This window comes from Streptomyces rhizoryzae, assembly GCF_023155275.1.
Classification (GTDB): Bacteria; Actinomycetota; Actinomycetes; order Streptomycetales; family Streptomycetaceae; genus Streptomyces; species Streptomyces rhizoryzae.
In genome coordinates this window covers 82,060-99,193 of the sequence record NZ_JALMUV010000009.1, presented here as the reverse complement: position 1 = coordinate 99,193, position 17,134 = coordinate 82,060, and the positions used below count along the sequence as shown (strand labels likewise).

The window sequence follows — 17,134 nt, the reverse complement described above, 5'->3', positions numbered from 1 at the left end:
CCCGGCCTTCCCCGGACCCGTTCCGGGGGTCGTTTACCCGACCGGAGGATGATCGGGTCCACCCCCCTTTCTGGCAGACTGTCTGCCTATGGGTGATGCGCATGTGAGGACTCTGGACGACCCGTCAGCCGCCCCGCCAGCCGGTGCGGAGCCCGCGGACCGTCCGGACGGCCGGCGGCGGCTGGCCCGGCTGAGAACCCCTCGCTCACCCCGCCTCTGGTTCGAGGTGCTGCTGATCGCGGTCAGCTACTGGACGTACTCCATGATCCGCAATGCGGTCCCCGAGCAGAAGGCGCAGGCGCTGCGGAACGCCGACTGGATCTGGCGGGCCGAGCACGCGCTGGGCATCGCCGTGGAGCACACCGTCAACCACGCGGTGAATTCGGTGACCTGGCTGATCGTGTCGATGAACTACTACTACGCGACGCTGCACTTCATCGTGACGATCGGGGTGCTGGTGTGGCTCTACCGCTGGCATCCCGGGCGGTACGCGGCGGCCCGGCTGGCGCTCTTCGCGACCACCGGCGTCGCCCTGGTCGGCTACTACTTCTTCCCGCTGGCGCCGCCCCGGCTGATGCCGGACGGCGGTTTCGTGGACACCGTGCTGGTGCACGGCACCTGGGGCTCGATGGCGTCCGGGAACCTCGCGTCGATGTCCAACCAGTACGCCGCGATGCCCTCGATGCACATCGGCTGGTCCCTGTGGTGCGGGATCACCATCGTGCTGCTGGCGAGGGCGGTGTGGGCCAAGGTGCTGGGTGTGCTCTACCCGGCCACGACGCTCACGGTGATCGTCTCCACCGCCAACCACTTCTGGCTGGACGCGCTGGGCGGGGTGCTGTGCCTGGCGTTCGGCTTCCTGCTGGCCGGTGCGTGGTACGGGCGGCTGCCGCACCGGCTGGCCCGGTACGCGGTGGCGGCCGGCCCGGCGCCCCTGGGGGTGTGAGCGCCGCCGGGCCGGCCCCGGGCGCGGACGGAGCGCGAAGGTGCTCGCCCAGTACGACCGGGTGGCCGGGCTGCTGCTGGACGCCGGCTTCCCCCGGACACGGTCATGGCCGTGATCACCGGCCTGGACGACCTCGTGCCGGCTCGGCGCTGGGCATGTCGGCGCCGGAGCCGATGTGGGAGGTCTCCGCGGACGCCGAGGCACCCCGGCCGGCCGCCGCCCAGGACGCCACCGGCCCGCACCGCGCGGACGCCGCCTTCGAACCGACCCTGGCCGCCTACCTCGCCCACCTGCGGGCCGCCTCGCGGCCGGCGGCGCACCGTAGGGCGCGCCGCCGGCCGGCTCAGGCGCCGTAGAACAGCTCCTCCACCACGGCCCGCGCGCGCCGGGTGATCCGCCGGTAGTCCTCCAGCATGTCGCCCACGTGCCCCTCCTCGTAGCCGAGGTAGCGGCCGACCGCGGCCAGCTCCCGGGCGTCGGCCGGGAAGGTGTCCCCGGGGCGGCCGCGGACCAGCATCACCGCGTTGCGCACCCGCGCGGCCAGCACCCACGCCTCGTCCAGGGTCCGGGCGTCGTCGGTGCCGATCAGCCCGGCGGCGTGCGCGGCGGCCAGCGCGTCCCGGGTGCGGGTGGTGCGCAGTCCGGGCAGCTCCCAGCCGTGCCGCAGCTGCATCAGCTGCACCGTCCACTCCACGTCGCTCAGCCCGCCGCGGCCCAGCTTGGTGTGGGTGGTGGGGTCCGCGCCGCGCGGCAGCCGCTCGGACTCCATCCGGGCCTTGAGCCGGCGGATCTCCCGGACCGCGTCCTCGCCCAGCCCCTCGGCCGGGTAGCGCAGCGGGTCGATCAGCGCCGTGAACCGCTCCCCCAGCTCCGGGTCCCCGGCCACCGGCTCGGCCCGCAGCAGCGCCTGGGCCTCCCACACCAGCGACCAGCGCCGGTAGTACGCCGCGTACGAGGCCAGGGTGCGCACCAGCGGGCCGGACTTGCCCTCCGGGCGCAGGTCCGCGTCGATCGGCAGCGGCGGGTCGGTGGAGGGGATCTGGAGCAGCCGGCGCATCTCGTTGGCGACCGCGTGCGCGGCCTTGGCGGCCTCCTGCTCGTCGGCGCCCTCGCGCGGTTCGTGGACGAAGAGCACATCGGCGTCCGAACCGTAGCTCAGCTCGTGGCCGCCGAAGCGGCCCATGCCGATCACCGCGAAGCGGGTCGGCAGGGTGTCGCCCCACTGCGCGCGGACCGCGGCCCGCAGCGCGCCGGCCAGGGTGGCGGCGTTGACGTCGGAGACCGCCGCGCCGACGGTGTCGACGGCGTGCCCGTGGTCGGTGTCGGCGGGGCTGGCCTCGGTGCCGTACGCGCCGATGACATCGGCCGCGGCGGTCCGGAACAGCTCCCGGCGGCGCACCCCGCGGGCCACCGCCACCGCCGCCTCGGCGCCGTCCGCGCGGCCGACCGCGGCCAGCACCTCCTGCTCCAGGGCGGCCCGGCCGCGCGGCTGGAGCCCGTCGGCGGCGCCGAGCAGGGCCACCGCCTCGGGGGCGCGCAGCAGCAGGTCGGGGGCGAGCCGGCCGGCCGACAGCACCCGGGCGAGGTTCTCCGCGGCGGCGCCCTCGTCGCGCAGCAGCCGCAGGTACCAGGGGGTCTTGCCGAGCGCGTCGGAGACCTTGCGGAAGTTGAGCAGCCCGGCGTCCGGGTCGGCGGAGTCGGCGAACCAGCCCAGCAGGACCGGCAGCAGGGTGCGCTGGATGGCCGCCTTGCGGCTCACCCCGGACGCCAGCGCCTCCAGGTGCCGCAGGGCGCCGACCGGGTCGGCGTAGCCGAGGGCCTCCAGGCGGTGGCCGGCCGCCTTCGCCGACAGCCGGGTCTCGCCGGGCTCCAGGTGCGCGACGGCGTCCAGCAGCGGCCGGTAGAACAGCTTCTCGTGCAGCCGCCGGACCTCGCGGGCGTGCCACTTCCACTCCCGGCGCAGCGACTCCACCGGCTCGGTGCGCAGCCCCAACGACCGTGCCAGGCGCCGGAGTTCGGACTCGCTCTCGGGCATCAGGTGGGTGCGGCGCAGCCGGAAGAGCTGGATCCGGTGCTCCAGGGTGCGCAGGAAGCGGTAGGCGGCGTCCAGTGCGGCGGCGTCCTGGCGGCCCACGTACCCGCCGGCCGCGAGCGCCGCCAGGGCGTCCAGGGTGGTGGCGCTGCGCAGCGTGGCGTCGGTGCGCCCGTGCACCAACTGGAGGAGCTGGACGGCGAATTCGACGTCGCGCAGGCCGCCGGGGCCGAGCTTGAGCTCCCGGTCGACCTGGCCGGCGGGGATGTTCTCGACCACCCGGCGGCGCATCTGGCGGACGTCGGTGACGAAGTTCTCCCGCTCGGCGACGTCCCACACCATCGGCGCCAGCGCGTCGGTGTACTCCTGCCCCAGCACCAGGTCGCCGGCCATCGGGCGGGCCTTGAGCAGCGCCTGGAACTCCCAGGTCTTGGCCCAGCGCTGGTAGTAGGCGAGGTGGCTGGACAGGGTGCGCACCAGGGGGCCGTTGCGGCCCTCGGGGCGGAGGTTGGCGTCCACCGGCCAGATGGTGCCCTCGGCGGTGGTGTCCGAGCACAGCCGCATCATGCGGGACGCGAGCCGGGTCGCGGCCTGGAGCGCCTTGGCCTCCTCGGCGCCCTCGCGGGGCTCGGCGACGAAGATGACGTCCACGTCGGAGACGTAGTTCAGCTCCCGGCCGCCGCACTTGCCCATCCCGATGACCGCCAGCCGGCACTGCGCGGCGTCCCCGGGCTGCTCCTCGTAGGCGATCTCCAGGGCGGCGCGGACGGTGGCGGTGGCCAGGTCCGCCAGCTCGGCCGCGGTCTCGGCGACATCGGTGGTGCCGCACACGTCGCGGGCCGCGATGCCCAGCAGGCAGCGGCGGTAGGCGGCGCGCAGCGCGTCCGCCCGCGGCCGGCCCTCGCCCCGCTCACCCCAGACGCCCTCGGCCAGCGCCTGCTCGAACTCCGGGGTGGTGGGGTGCAGGTCGACCGACTCGTAGGTGGCCAGCGACCGCCAGTCCCCCGGGTGCCGGACCAGGTGGTCGCCGAGCGCCTCGGAGGCGCCCAGGACCCCCAGCAGCCGGTCCCGCAGCGGCTTGGCGGCGGTGAGGGTGGCCAGCAGCTCGGGCCGCTCCGCCGGGCCGAGCGCCTCCGCCAGCCGGACCAGCCCGCGCAGCGCCAGATCCGGGTCCGCGGTGCCGCCCAGCGTCTCCAGCAGCACCGAATCGTCGCGTACGGGGGCGAGTTCGGGGGCGTCGAGCAGCGCGCCGGCCGCCGAGGGGTCGGTGAATCCGTGTCTCAGCAGCCGGGTGAAGGTGCTGCTCCGCCGTCCCTGCGGAGCGGGTGGTGCCATGGGGCGGCCTCTCGGTGGCGGGTCGGCGCGGGCGCAGGGGCGGGGCGGCCGGGCTCAGAGCACCGGCAGCATCTTCCGCAGCTCGAAGGCGGTGACCTCGGAGCGGTACTCCTCCCACTCCTGCTTCTTGTTGCGGAGGAAGAAGTCGAAGACGTGCTCGCCGAGGGTCTCGGCGACCAGTTCGCTGCGCTCCATCAGCTCGATGGCCTCGCCGAGGTTCTGCGGCAGCGGCTCGATGCCCATCGCCCGGCGCTCGGAGTCGGACAGCGCCCAGACGTCGTCGTCGGCGCCGGCCGGGAGCTCGTAGCCCTCCTCGATGCCCTTCAGGCCGGCCGCGAGCAGGACCGCGTAGGCGAGGTAGGGGTTGGCGCCGGAGTCGACGGAGCGGACCTCGACGCGGGTGGAGCCCATCTTGCCGGGCTTGTACATCGGGACCCGGATCAGCGCGGAGCGGTTGTTGTGGCCCCAGCAGATGTACGAGGGGGCCTCGCCGCCGGCGCCGGCGGTGCGGTTGGCGCCGCCCCAGATGCGCTTGTAGGAGTTGACCCACTGGTTGGTGACGGCGGAGATCTCGCCGGCGTGCCGGAGCAGGCCGGCGATGAAGGAGCGCCCCACCTTGGAGAGCTGGTACTCGGCGCCCGACTCGTGGAAGGCGTTGCGGTCGCCCTCGAAGAGCGAGAGGTGGGTGTGCATGCCCGAGCCGGGGTACTCCGAGAACGGCTTGGGCATGAACGTGGCCTGCACGCCCTGCTCCAGCGCGACCTGCTTCATCACCAGCCGGAAGGTCATGATGTTGTCGGCGGTGGACAGCGCGTCGGCGTAGCGCAGGTCGATCTCCTGCTGGCCGGGGGCGCCCTCGTGGTGGCTGAACTCCACCGAGATGCCCATCGACTCCAGCATGGTGATCGCCTGGCGGCGGAAGTCCATGCCGACGTTCTGCGGGGTGTGGTCGAAGTAGCCGGAGGAGTCGCCGGGGATCGGCCGGGAGCCGTCCACCGGCTTGTCCTTCAGCAGGAAGAACTCGATCTCGGGGTGGGTGTAGAAGGTGAAGCCGAGGTCGGAGGTCTTGGCCAGGATGCGCTTGAGGACGAACCGCGGGTCGGCGTACGAGGGCGAGCCGTCCGGCATCAGGATGTCGCAGAACATCCGGGCGGTGCCGGGGGCCTCGGCGCGCCACGGCAGGATCTGGAAGGTGCCGGGGTCGGGCTTGGCGATCATGTCGGACTCGTAGACCCGGGCGAAGCCCTCGATGGCCGAGCCGTCGAAGCCGATGCCCTCGTCGAACGCCTGCTCCAGCTCGGCCGGGGCGACCGCGACGGACTTCAGGAAGCCCAGGACGTCGGTGAACCACAGCCGGACGAAGCGGATGTCGCGCTCTTCCAGCGTCCGGAGCACAAACTCCTGCTGCTTGTCCATGCTTCACCAATCCTTGCAGGTCATTCGGCCTGTCCACGCGCGGGGATCATCGCGTTCCGGCCCACCAGTATCACGTCGGCGGGTTACCGTCACATTACGCACCCTTGGCCTGAATCAGAACCGCCGACCCGTGACCCCCTCCCGGCTTCTTTCCCGCATCCTTCCCGCCGCCACCAGGCTCAGCGCCGCACGGCGCGGGAAGCGAGAGCCTTGGCCCAGTCTTGGACGCTCCGTGAGCGGCTGTTGACCCGGTATTGAGGGCTCCGTAGAGCACTGTTCGGCCGGTAAGCGCCGCTCCCGGCGGGGCGTCGGCTACCGCGGTCCGGGCTGGTCCAGCACCGCGCGGGCGACCGCGTCCGGGGCGTCGGCCATGACCAGGTGGCCGGCGGGTGCGGCGACGGTGCAGCGGGCGCCCAGCGCGGCGGCGAGCGCCCGCTGGCGGGCCAGCCAGCGCCGCCCGCCGCGGGTGCCGCGGCCGTCGTCGGCGGCCAGCACGGTGACCGGGACGGCGGGCAGCGGGCGCGCCCGGCGCAGCGCGGCGAGGTCGGCGGCCTGGTAGGGGTAGCCGGCGTGCTCCAGGAGGCAGGCGCGCAGCACCCGGGCGGTGCGGTAGGCCGCGGCGCCCGGGGCCGGCCGCGGCGGGCGGGTCACCGTGCCGGCGCGGAAGAGCAGCCGGTGCGCGGCGGGCCCCAGCAGGTGCGGCAGCCCGGCGGCGCGCAGCGCACCGGCCGCGCCGCGCGCCCAGGCCGCCCGGACCGCCCGCGGGAGCCGGGGCCGGGGGTCCTCCTCGACGCTGCCGTCGGCCAGCACCAGACCGGCGCACCGGCCGGGGTGCAGCCGGGCGAACGCCTCGGCGTGGAAGGCGGCCAGCGAGTGGCCGACGACGGTGGCCGGTGCGCGGTGGCCGAGCGCGTCCAGCAGCCCGGCGATCCGGTCCGCCTCGGCGGCCAGGCCGGCCGGGCCGCCGGGCACACCCCCGCTCAGGCCCAGTCCGGGGCGGTCGAAGCGGACGACGGTGCGGTGCGGGGCGAGCCGGGCGGCGACCGCGTCCCAGGCGGACCACGCCATGCCGAGGCCGCCGCTGAGCACCACCACCGGGCCGCGGCCCTCGGTCACCACGTGCAGCACCGCCCCGCCGACGGCCACCCGCCGGCCCGGCACCCGGCGGTCTCCCGGCGCACGGCTCACCTCTCTCCTCCGGACCGGACAGCTCGGACGGGCCGGGCAGCCCGGGCGGACGGGGCGGGGTGCGGGCCGGTCCGGGCCAGGCATCCGGCGAGCAGCGTGAGGTAGAGGGCGACCAGCAGGACCTGGAGGCGCTGGCCGACGCCGAGGGCCCAGGTATCGCCGCCCTCGGTGAGCGCGGCGACCTCGGCCAGCGTCCAGGTGGTGGCGGCGGCTTCGGCCAGCACCAGCGGGGGGCCGAGGCGGGCGAGCGCGGGCCAGTGGCCGTGGCGGCGGGCGGCGGCGGTGAGCAGGACCAGCGCGGCGAGCGCGCCGAGCATGGCCAGTGTGCTGCTGACCGCGTGCGCGGTGTGGGTGGCCGGGACCAGGCCGGCGGTCTCCCGGGCGGCGCAGACCGGGTCGGCGGTGGGCGCGCAGCTCAGCGGCAGCCGGGAGTCCAGTGCGGTGGCGGCGCCGAACAGCGCCAGCGCCGACCAGCCGACGGTCGTCCAGGGGCGGCGCCCGCCGGTGGTGAGCGCGGTCAGCGCACCGGCCAGCACCAGCAGCCCGGCGGCCAGGTCGGTGGCCCGGAACAGGCCGCCCAGCGGCTGGTCGGCGGCGGCCAGCTCGCTCACGTAGGCCCGCACCGGGTCCAGCCCGGTGGCGATCACCAGCTCCAGCACCCAGGCGGTGTACGCGAGCGCGCCGAGCGCCAGCAGCGCGGCGGCCCGGCGGGGCGCGGCGGCGGGGCGGGTGGTGCGCACGGACATCCTGGTGTTCGGGTGGTCCCGGCGGGGCGTACGGAATGCCGGATTCGCCGGGGGCGGCCGAGGGCCAAGAATAGGCGGGCGGTCCACCGGACGCGGTGTGTGCGGCGCGGTGGGCCACCACCGGGGCGGTGCCCCGGGAGCAGCGGTGCGTCCGTAGGTCCCCGGCCGTCGAGGAGTCCGCGATGCGTCAACCCCGCCGGGCCGCCGGCCGCCCGCCGCGCGGGCCGTGGCAGATACCCCCCGCCGCCGCGCCGGCACCCGCTCGCCCTCCGCCCCCGCCGTGCGCCGGAGCGCACCCGGCCTCCCCGACCTGCCACGAGGTGCAACCCCATGGAACCCCTTCGTACGCATTCCCGCCGCGCCGTGCTCGGCGCGGGCATCGCGGTCACCGGCGGCGGTCTGCTGGCCGCCGCCGCGCCCGGCTCCGCCGGCGCCGCGGCCGCCCCGGACGACACCGGCGGCCGCCGCACCGGCCACGGCTATGTGGACCCGCGCGGCCCGGAGGTCGCCGAGGCCGAGCGGCGGCGCGGCTCCGGCCCGGTGCGCCGGGTCCACCTGGAGGCCCGCCGGGCCCGGATCGACCTCGGCGGCCGCATCGTCGACACCTGGACGTACGGCGACCGGCTGCCCGGTGACGTGCTCCGGGTCACCGCCGGCGACACCCTCGCCCTGACCCTGGTCAACCACCTGCCGCAGGCCACCACGCTGCACTTCCACGGGGTGGCGCTGCGCAACGACATGGACGGCGTCCCCGACGTCACCCAGCGGCCCACCCGGCCCGGCGCTTCCTTCCACTACCGCTTCCGGGTCACCGACCCCGGCACGTACTGGATGCACCCGCACCTGGGCGTCCAGCAGGACCACGGGCTGTACGCGCCGGTGATCGTGGACGACCCCCGGGAGCCGCTGGAGTACGACCACGAGTGGGTGGTGGTGCTGGACGACTGGCTGGACGGGGTGGACGGCAGCGACCCGGACTCCATGCTGCGGGAGCTGAACCACGGTCGGGGCTCGATGCACGGGAACGGCTCCGGGCACGACTCCGGGCACGATGCCGCCCATGACTCCGGGCACGGCTCGGACCACGACACCGGGCACGACGCCGGCGGGCACGGGGACGCGCACGACGCGGGGCGCGGGGACGCGGCCGGCAGCGGGCACGAGCACGGGTCCGGGTCCGGGCGGCACGACGGGCGCGAGGGCGGCGGCCGGGCGGACGGCGGGCGCGAGGGGCGCGAGAGCCGGCCCGGGCGGGACGGCGACGGGGGCTTCGCCCCGTACGCCGGGCCCGGCGGCGAGGTGCCGGACGCCGGCCGGGCCGGGCTGGACGGGCTGGCGATGGGCCTCGGCGGCCTGGCGGCCGGGGCGGTCGGGACGGTGCTCGGCGACGCGGGCCGGGCGGGCGCGGACGCGGCCGGCCGGGGGCTCGGCGGCGCCCTCCTCGGGGACCGGGCCAGCCGCGGCGCGCGCCGCGCGGGCGGCCCCGGCGCGGCGGACGGCCCCGGGCCGGCCCGGATCCTGCACGGCGTCCACAGCCGGCTGCTGCGCGGGATGCCGGGCAACATCGACTACCCGTACCACCTCATCAACGGCCGCACCCACCACGACCCGGACACCTTCCGGGCCCGCCCCGGGGACCGGATCCGGATCCGCTTCATCAACGCGGGCGGCGACACCGCGTACCGGGTGGCGCTGGGCGGCCACCAGATGACCGTCACGCACACCGACGGCAACCCGGTGCGGCACGCCCGGACCGATGCCCTGCTCATCGGCATGGCCGAGCGCTACGACGTGCTGGTCACCGCCAGGTCCGGGGTGTTCCCGCTGGTGGCGCTCGCCGAGGGCAAGGGCCGGTCGGCGCTGGCCGTGCTGCGCACCGCGGCCGGCCGGGCCCCGGACGCCTCGGCGCGCACCGACCGGCTGGACGGCAAGCTGCTGATGGCGCACGACCTGCGGGCGCACGAGAGCGTCCGGGCGCGGCGGCGGGAGCCCGACCGCACCATCGACGCCTGGCTCACCGGCACCATGGAGCGGTACGACTGGGCGATCAACGGCCAGCCGTACACCCCGTCGCAGCGCTATCCGGTGCGGGCCGGGGAGCGGGTCCGGCTGGTCTTCCGCAACCACACCCGGATGTTCCACCCGATGCACCTGCACGGGCACAGCTTCACGCTGCCGGACGGCGGGCCGCGCAAGGACACCACGATCGTGCGGCCCGGCCAGCACCTGGAGGTCGACTTCGACGCCGACAACCCGGGGCTGTGGATGCTGCACTGCCACAACATCTACCACTCGGAGTCGGGGATGATGACGGTCCTCGGCTACCGGCGGACGTAACCGCCGGCCCGTCCGCCGCGGCCTGTCCGGTGCGCTCCGCCGCGCCGGACGGGCCGCCGCCGTTTCCCGCCCCGACCTGCGGCGATGACGTCCCGGTGGCCCGCCGGAGGCCGCCGCACCCCCCATTGCGTCAGAAAGACGATTAGACTGGCGGGGTGCCTCAACTCCGTCTCGCCCTCAACCAGACCGACTCCTGTGTCGGCGATCTCGCCCGGAACGCCGGGACGATCGTGCACTGGGCCCGGCACGCGGCCGAGCGGGGCGCGCACCTGATCGCGTTCCCCGAGATGGCGCTGACCGGCTACCCCGTCGAGGACCTCGCGCTGCGCCCGTCCTTCGTGGACGCGAGCCGGGCCGCGCTGCACGCACTGGCCGGGCGGCTGGCCGCGGAGGGCCTGGGGGAGGTCCCAGTGGTCGTCGGCTACCTCGACCGCTGCGAGCAGACCCTCCCCGGCTACGGCCGGCCGGCCGGCTCCCCGCAGAACGCCGCGGCGGTGCTGCACCGCGGCGCGGTCGCGCTCACCTTCGCCAAGCACCACCTGCCCAACTACGGCGTCTTCGACGAGTTCCGCTACTTCGTCCCCGGCGACACCCTGCCCGTCGTGCGGGTCCGCGGGGTCGACGTGGCGCTGGCCATCTGCGAGGACCTGTGGCAGGAGGGCGGCCGGGTGCCTGCCGCGCGCAGCGCCGGCGCCGGGCTGCTGCTGTCGGTCAACGCCTCGCCGTACGAGCGGGAGAAGCACGACACCCGGCTGGAGCTGGTCCGCAAGCGGGCCCAGGAGGCCGGCTGCACCACCGCGTACCTGGCGATGATCGGCGGCCAGGACGAGCTGGTCTTCGACGGCGACTCGATCGTGGTGGACCGGGACGGCGGGGTGATCGCGCGCGCCCCGCAGTTCTCCGAGGGCTGCGTGCTGGTCGATCTGGAGCTGCCCGCGGCGGCACCGGAGCCGCCGTCCGGGGTGCTGGACGACGGGCTGCGGGTGGAGCACGCGGTGCTCTCCGCCGACCCGGTGCCGCCGTACCCCCCGGAGCTGCCCGGCGGGCAGGCGCCGCGCCTGGGCGGGCTGGAGGAGATCTACACCGCGCTGGTCGTCGGGCTGCGCGCCTACGTCGCCAAGAACGGCTTCGGCAGCGTGGTGCTGGGGCTGTCCGGCGGTATCGACTCGGCGCTGGTGGCCGCGCTGGCCTGCGACGCGCTGGGCGCCGAGCGGGTGCACGCGGTCGCGATGCCCTCCCGCTACTCCTCCGAGCACTCCCTGGCGGACGCCGCCGAACTGGCCCGCCGCACCGGCCTGCACTTCCGTACGGTGCCGATCGGCCCGATGTTCGACGCGTACCTGGCGTCGCTCGCGGTGACCGGGCTGGCCGAGGAGAACCTCCAGTCGCGGCTGCGCGGGACGATCCTGATGGGGATCTCCAACCAGGAGGGGCACCTGGTCCTCGCGCCGGGCAACAAGTCCGAGCTGGCGTGCGGCTATTCGACGCTCTACGGCGACTCGGTCGGCGGCTACGGCCCGATCAAGGACGTCTACAAGACCGTCATCTTCGAGCTGGCGCGCTGGCGCAACGCGGCCGCCGCCGAGCGCGGGCAGACCCCGCCGATCCCGGAGCACACGATCGGCAAACCGCCCAGCGCCGAACTGCGGCCCGGCCAGGTCGACACCGACTCGCTGCCGGACTACACGGTGCTGGACCGCGTCCTGGAGCTGTACGTCGACCAGGACCGGGGCCGCGAGGAGATCGTGGCGCAGGGCTTCGACGAGGCGCTGGTGACCCGGGTGCTGCGGATGGTGGACCGCGCCGAGTACAAGCGCCGGCAGTACCCGCCCGGCACCAAGATCTCCGCGAAGGGCTTCGGCAAGGACCGGCGGCTGCCGATCACGAACCACTGGCGGGAGGGCGGCTGACCGCCTCCGCCGCACCGGGCGCGTCCGCCGGCGCCGGCCCGCCCCTGTCGCCGCGCGCCACGACCACGGTGGCGGGGCGGGCGCCGCGGTCCAGCAGGCCGGCCAGCAGCGCCACGGCCAGACCCACCGCGGCCAGCACGGCGCCGGCCGGGGCCGGCGAGGTCCAGCCCCAGCCGGCCGAGAGGACCAGGCCGCCGATCCAGGCGCCGCCGGCGTTGGCGAGGTTGAACGCCGACTGGTTGGAGGCGGCGGCCAGCGTGGGGGCCCGCCGGGCCTTGTCCATCACCAGCATCTGCAACGGGGTGGTGGTCAGGAAGCCGACGGCGCCGACCAGGACGACCAGGACCGGCGCCGCCCACTTCACGGGGGCCGCGAGGGGGAAGACGGCCAGCACCGCGGCGAGCGCGCCGAGGGAGGCGTAGAGGGTGGGGCGCAGCGCCCGGTCGGTGAGCGGTCCGGCGGCCAGCGCGCCGAGCGTCATCCCGATGCCGAAGAGGGCGAGGATGAGCGGGACCGAGCCGGCGGTGAAGCCGGTGACCTCGGTCATCATCGAGGCGAGGTAGCTGTAGACGGCGAAGATGCCGGCGAACCCGAAGACCGTCGTGAGCAGCCCGAGCAGCACCTGGCGGTCGCCGAGCGCGCGCAGTTCGCCGGCCAGGCCGGTGTGCCGCTCGGCCGGCAGCGGCGGGACGAGCCGGGCCAGGGCGGCCATCGCGACCAGCCCGATGGCGGCGACGACGAGGAAGGTGGCGCGCCAGCCGAGGCGCTGGCCCAGCAGGGTGGCGGCGGGTACGCCGACGATGTTGGCGATGGTCAGGCCGAGGAACATGGTGGCCACCGCGCGGGCCTGCCGGCCCTCGCGGACCAGCCGGGCGGCGACCACCGCGCCCACGCCGAAGAACGCGCCGTGCGGCAGCCCGGCCAGCAGCCGGCCGGCGACCAGCAGGCCGAAGGTGGGGGCCAGCGCGGAGGCGAGGTTGCCGACCGTGAAGACCGCCATCAGCGCGACCAGCATCCGCTTGCGGGGGATCCGGGAGCCGAGCGCGGTCAGGAGCGGGGCGCCGATGACGACGCCGAGGGCGTAGGCGGAGACGAGGTAGCCGGCGGTGGGCACGGAGGTGCCCAGAGCGTCCGCGACGTCGGGCAGCAGGCCCATCATCACGAATTCCGTGGTGCCGATACCGAAGGCCGAGATCGCGAGCGCGAGCAGAGCCAAGGGCATGGAGAACCTTTCGGGGCGGGGACTGCGGAAGGATGGCGGGTCCGCGGAGGGATCGCGGGTCCGCGGAGGCATAAGTTCTGTTCGGGAACAAAGTGTGCGGGGCCGAGTATTCCGCCGGGCGAACGGGACGTGAAATCGAGGGCGCGGCGCACCGGCGGGCCGGGGCAGACGAAAGCCCGCGCCGGCGGGGCGGCCGGGGGCCGTCCTGCCGGCGCGGGCGGAGCGCCGGGCGGGCGTCAGATCTTGACGGTGGCGGCGACCGGGCGGTGGTCGCTGCCGGTCGCGGGCAGCACCCACGCCTTGACCGGGTCGATGCCCTTGACCAGGATCTGGTCGATCCGCGCCATCGGGAAGCCGGCCGGCCAGCTGAAGCCGAAGCCGTCGCCGGCCGCGCCCTGGGCGGAGCGCAGCTGGGAGGTCAGCGGGGCCAGCGAGCGGTCGTTCATGGTGCCGTTGAGGTCGCCGAGGAGCACCACCTGGCCGACCGGGTCGGCGGAGATCGCCTCGCCGAGGGCGCGGGCGCTGCCGTCCCGCTGACCGGCGGTGAAGCCCTTGTCGACGTTGACCCGCACCGAGGGCATGTGGGCCACGTAGACCGCGATCCGCCGGCCGTCGGCGGCGGTGACGGTGGCGCGCAGCGCCCGCACCCAGCCGATCCTGATGTCCACCGGGCGGGCGTCGGCCAGCGGGCGCTTGCTCCACAGGCCGACGGTGCCCTGCACGGTGTGGTACGGGTACGCGTCGGCCAGGCCCTTGCGGTAGGCCGGCAGCGCGGTGCCGGTCAGCTCCTCCAGGGCGACCACGTCGGCACCGGAGGCGACGATGTCGCGGGCGGTGCCGGCCGGGTCGGGGTTGTCCGCGTCCACGTTGTGGGTCAGCACGGTGAGGTTGCCGCCGGTGCCCGCCTTGTCGGTGAGCTGCCCGCCGAAGAGGCTGACCCAGGCGACGGCCGGCAGCACCAGCGCCACCAGGGCGGTCGCCGAGCGGCGCAGCAGCGCGCAGACCAGCAGCAGCGGGACGCCGAGCCCCAGCCAGGGCAGGAAGGTCTCCAGCAGGCTGCCGAAATTCCCCACCGTGTTGGGGATCCGGGCGTGCAGCAGCAGCGCCAGCCCGAGGAGGACCGCGAGCACCGCGAGCACCACGCCGCGCCGCCACATCCCCTCCCGGCGCCACCAGCCCCGCAGGCGCCCGGACCGGGAACCGGTCCACCCGGGCCCCTGGCCCTGCTCCGGCTCCGTCATGTACGCCTGCGCCATACCGCTGTCCTCACTGCCTGCCGCCCTGCTCCGGTGCGCCTCACCTGTGATCTTCGACCCTAGGCGATGGCCGTGAAACGCTCTCTTAGATCCTGGTTCCGGTGGATCTCCGCACGTTCCGCTGAAGAGGACGGGCCACCCGCCGCCCCGGGTTCCGGTCCGCCCGTACGTGACAGCCGCTGTGACAGAACGGGCATGGTCCGGTCATACGGGGTCCGGAAGCGGTCACAGAACACCACCGCTCCGGTCACCCGGCATCCGCGGCGCGGCCGTCGCCCTCCGCGGGCCGCGGCCGGACGCCTTCCAGCACGGTGTCGACGATGTCCTCGGCGAGTCCCTCGGGCAGCTGCTGCCACTCGTCCAGGAGGGCACGGGACAGCATCGGCCCGAGGAAGAGGTCGGCGAGGGTGGCGAGGTCCCGGTCGGCGCGGATCTCGCCGGCCGCCACCCCGCGCCGCAGCACCGCCAGCAGCGCCTCGTGCCGGGCCCGCACGACCGTCCGGTGGTACTCCGCCCACAGCTCCGGCTGGGACCGGACGTGGCTGACGACCGTGCGCAGCACCGCGGAGCTGCGCTTGGCCAGGCCCCGGCGGCGCAGGAACTCCAGCAGCCGCACCAGGTCCGCGCGGACCGAGCCGCCCTCCAGCGGCGGGCAGGGCGAGTCCAGCGACCGCATCACGTCCAGCAGGAGCGCGCTCTTGCCGGGCCAGCGGCGGTAGACGGTGGCCTTGCCGACGCCCGCCTCGCGGGCGATCCGCTCCATGGACAGCTCGGCTATCGAGCTGCCGTCCTCGATGAGGCGGAGCACCGCCTCGATGATGGCGGAGTCGGCCGCGGCGCTGCGCGGACGGCCCCGGCGCCCGGGGGCCGGGGCACCCGGCCGCTCCCCCGCCGTCCGCCCGCGGGTGTCCGCCGCCCCCGTCATCGCGCCGCGCCCGCCTTCCGTCCGTCCCACGGCTCCGCGGCGTGCGGGGCCGAACCCATTCTGCCCGGCAGGAACGCGGCGACGACCGCGGCCCCCACGACCGAGACGGCCGCCGAGGCGAGCGCGGTGACGTGCATGGCGTGCAGGAAGGCGTCGTCGGCCGCGACGGTCAGCGGGTGCGCGGCGGGCGGCCCCAGCCGCTGGGCGAGGCCGAGGGTGGCCTCGATGGACTCGCCGGCCGCGGTCCGCACCGGCCCGGGCACCCGCGGCAGCGCGTCGAGGGTGGACTGGATGCCGTCGCGGTAGCTGGTGGACAGCAGCGACCCCAGCACCGCGACGCCGAGGGTGCCGCCGACCTGGCGGAAGATGTTGTTGAGCGCCGAGCCGGAGCCGGCCTTCTCGCGCGGCAGCGCCTGCATGATCGTGACGGTGACCGGCGGCATGATGTGCGCCATACCGGTGCCCTGGAGGAAGAAGACCACCTCCAGCACCCAGATCGGGGTGTGCGCGCCCAGCAGCAGCATCCCGCCCATGGTGACGGCCACCACCAGCATCCCGGCGGTGCACACCGCGCGGGCCCCGAACCGGTCCACCGCGTGCCGGGCCCGGGGCGCGAAGATCAGCTGCGCGGCGGCCAGCGGCAGGATCAGCAGCCCGGACTCCAGCGGGCTGTAGCCGCGCACGCTCTGCACGTAGAAGACGATGAAGAACGTGACGCCCATCAGGGCGAAGAAGACCAGCGCGATGGCGGTGACGGCGGCCGAGAAGGCCGGGCTGCGGAAGTAGCCGACGTTGATCGACGGGTGGTCGCTGCGCTTCTGGTGGACGACGAACACGCCCAGCACCGCCAGCCCGCCCAGCGCGGTGGCCAGCACCTCGGGGTCGGTGAAGTCGGCGAGCTGGCCGCCCTTGATGATCCCGTAGACCAGCAGGACCAGGCCGACCACGGAGAGCAGCACCCCGGCCGGGTCCAGCCGCCCGGGGGAGGGGTCCCGGGAGTCGGGCACCAGCAGCACCATCGAGCCCAGCGCGACCAGCACGATCGGGACGTTGATCAGGAAGACCGAGCCCCACCAGAAGTGGTCCAGGAGCAGCCCGCCGGCGATCGGGCCGACGGCGATGGCCAGCCCCACGCCGCCGGCCCAGACACCGATCGCCCGGGGCTGCTCCTCGCGCTCGAAGACGTTCATCAGGATGGCGAGGGTGGCCGGCATGACGAAGGCGCCGCCCAGCCCCATCAGGGCGCGGAAGGCGACGAGTTCGGCCGGGGAGGCGGAGACCGCGGCGAGCACCGAGCCGGTGCCGAAGACCGCGAGCCCGAAGAGCAGCACCTTCTTGCGGCCGAGCCGGTCGCCGAGCAGGCCGGAGGTGAACAGCAGCCCGGCGAAGACCAGCGTGTAGGAGTTGATCGCCCACTCCAGTTCGCTCTGGGTGGCGCCGAGGCCGGTGGGGGCCGGGGTCGCGATGGTCTTCATCGCGACGTTGAGGATGGAGTTGTCCAGCACCACGATCAGCAGGCTGAGCATCAGGACGCAGAGGATCACCCAGCGCCGGCGGTGGATCCGGGCGGGGATGCGGGGCGCTGCGGAGCCGCCGGGCGCGGCCGGTGGGGGGATCGGTGAGGTCGCCATGGCGCCACCCTACTTTCGATACGGGACCGTTCCGTATCGATAACACGCGCGGCCGGTGCGCCGCCGGATCGCCGCGGCGGGGCCGGGCCCGGCGCCGCACGCGGCCGCCCCCTTTCGCTCCCCGGGCACCCCGTGCCAGCATGGACGGGAAGTCCGGAGACACCGTCAGGGTGCTTCGAGATGACGAAAC

12 protein-coding genes are annotated in these 17,134 nt (G+C 75.2%); 4 read left to right on the top strand and 8 right to left on the bottom strand.

Going from position 1 to position 17,134, the window contains the following annotated elements:
• Window positions 1–88 precede the first annotated feature (88 nt).
• A complete protein-coding gene (locus MUU72_RS10470) occupies window positions 89–946 on the top strand; it encodes a phosphatase PAP2 family protein (RefSeq protein WP_248012899.1) in 858 nt (285 codons plus the stop codon).
• A 155-nt stretch (window positions 947–1,101) separates the two neighbouring features.
• The gene (locus tag MUU72_RS10465; RefSeq protein ID WP_248012898.1) at window positions 1,102–1,302 is read left to right on the top strand and encodes a hypothetical protein; all 201 of its coding nucleotides are present in this window, start codon (window positions 1,102–1,104) and stop codon (window positions 1,300–1,302) included.
• Here MUU72_RS10465 and MUU72_RS10460 read toward each other — a convergent pair.
• The 4 genes from MUU72_RS10460 to MUU72_RS10445 form a co-directional block, all read right to left on the bottom strand.
• On the bottom strand, window positions 1,290–4,313 hold the full coding sequence (locus MUU72_RS10460) for a bifunctional [glutamine synthetase] adenylyltransferase/[glutamine synthetase]-adenylyl-L-tyrosine phosphorylase (RefSeq protein WP_248012897.1): 3,024 nt from the start codon (window positions 4,311–4,313) through the stop codon (window positions 1,290–1,292). The genes MUU72_RS10465 and MUU72_RS10460 overlap by 13 nt on opposite strands.
• A gap of 54 nt (window positions 4,314–4,367) precedes the next feature.
• Window positions 4,368–5,729, bottom strand: coding sequence for a gamma-glutamylpolyamine synthetase GlnA2 (gene glnA2 / locus MUU72_RS10455; protein ID WP_066979707.1), 1,362 nt, complete (start codon window positions 5,727–5,729; stop codon window positions 4,368–4,370).
• 312 nt (window positions 5,730–6,041) lie between these two features.
• The gene (locus MUU72_RS10450; protein ID WP_248012896.1) at window positions 6,042–6,917 is read right to left on the bottom strand and encodes an alpha/beta fold hydrolase; all 876 of its coding nucleotides are present in this window, start codon (window positions 6,915–6,917) and stop codon (window positions 6,042–6,044) included.
• Window positions 6,914–7,663 (bottom strand): DUF998 domain-containing protein, encoded by a 750-nt coding sequence (locus MUU72_RS10445; protein ID WP_248012895.1) that lies wholly within the window; start codon window positions 7,661–7,663, stop codon window positions 6,914–6,916. The genes MUU72_RS10450 and MUU72_RS10445 overlap by 4 nt, the downstream gene beginning before the upstream one ends.
• Before the next feature lie 330 nt (window positions 7,664–7,993).
• On the opposite strand from MUU72_RS10445, the gene MUU72_RS10440 reads away from it, so the two are divergent.
• Window positions 7,994–10,000 (top strand): multicopper oxidase family protein, encoded by a 2,007-nt coding sequence (locus tag MUU72_RS10440; RefSeq protein ID WP_248012894.1) that lies wholly within the window; start codon window positions 7,994–7,996, stop codon window positions 9,998–10,000.
• A 155-nt stretch (window positions 10,001–10,155) separates the two neighbouring features.
• Complete coding sequence (locus tag MUU72_RS10435) at window positions 10,156–11,910, top strand: NAD+ synthase (protein WP_248012893.1); 1,755 nt, start codon at window positions 10,156–10,158, stop codon at window positions 11,908–11,910.
• Here the strand turns inward: MUU72_RS10435 and MUU72_RS10430 are convergent.
• The 4 genes from MUU72_RS10430 to MUU72_RS10415 form a co-directional block, all read right to left on the bottom strand.
• Window positions 11,882–13,132, bottom strand: a complete 1,251-nt coding sequence (locus tag MUU72_RS10430) for an MFS transporter (RefSeq protein WP_248012892.1) — start codon at window positions 13,130–13,132, stop codon at window positions 11,882–11,884. The two genes, MUU72_RS10435 and MUU72_RS10430, sit on opposite strands and share 29 nt — an antisense overlap.
• Window positions 13,133–13,368: 236 nt before the next feature.
• Window positions 13,369–14,289, bottom strand: coding sequence for an endonuclease/exonuclease/phosphatase family protein (locus MUU72_RS10425; protein ID WP_372503066.1), 921 nt, complete (start codon window positions 14,287–14,289; stop codon window positions 13,369–13,371).
• Between the two features lie 346 nt (window positions 14,290–14,635).
• Complete coding sequence (locus tag MUU72_RS10420; RefSeq protein WP_248012890.1) at window positions 14,636–15,313, bottom strand: TetR/AcrR family transcriptional regulator; 678 nt, start codon at window positions 15,311–15,313, stop codon at window positions 14,636–14,638.
• On the bottom strand, window positions 15,310–16,944 hold the full coding sequence (locus tag MUU72_RS10415) for an MFS transporter (RefSeq protein ID WP_248012889.1): 1,635 nt from the start codon (window positions 16,942–16,944) through the stop codon (window positions 15,310–15,312). The genes MUU72_RS10420 and MUU72_RS10415 overlap by 4 nt, the downstream gene beginning before the upstream one ends.
• Window positions 16,945–17,134: the final 190 nt, after the last annotated feature.

Coding starts and splice junctions, on each gene's coding strand:
- MUU72_RS10440 (WP_248012894.1), top strand. CDS start 7,994: ATGGAACCCCTTCGTACGCATTCCCGCCGCGCCGTGCTCGGCGCGGGC.
- MUU72_RS10460 (WP_248012897.1), bottom strand. CDS start 4,313: ATGGCACCACCCGCTCCGCAGGGACGGCGGAGCAGCACCTTCACCCGG.
- MUU72_RS10445 (WP_248012895.1), bottom strand. CDS start 7,663: ATGTCCGTGCGCACCACCCGCCCCGCCGCCGCGCCCCGCCGGGCCGCC.
- MUU72_RS10465 (WP_248012898.1), top strand. CDS start 1,102: ATGTCGGCGCCGGAGCCGATGTGGGAGGTCTCCGCGGACGCCGAGGCA.
- glnA2 (WP_066979707.1), bottom strand. CDS start 5,729: ATGGACAAGCAGCAGGAGTTTGTGCTCCGGACGCTGGAAGAGCGCGAC.
- MUU72_RS10420 (WP_248012890.1), bottom strand. CDS start 15,313: ATGACGGGGGCGGCGGACACCCGCGGGCGGACGGCGGGGGAGCGGCCG.
- MUU72_RS10430 (WP_248012892.1), bottom strand. CDS start 13,132: ATGCCCTTGGCTCTGCTCGCGCTCGCGATCTCGGCCTTCGGTATCGGC.
- MUU72_RS10415 (WP_248012889.1), bottom strand. CDS start 16,944: ATGGCGACCTCACCGATCCCCCCACCGGCCGCGCCCGGCGGCTCCGCA.
- MUU72_RS10470 (WP_248012899.1), top strand. CDS start 89: ATGGGTGATGCGCATGTGAGGACTCTGGACGACCCGTCAGCCGCCCCG.
- MUU72_RS10425 (WP_372503066.1), bottom strand. CDS start 14,289: ATGTGGCGGCGCGGCGTGGTGCTCGCGGTGCTCGCGGTCCTCCTCGGG.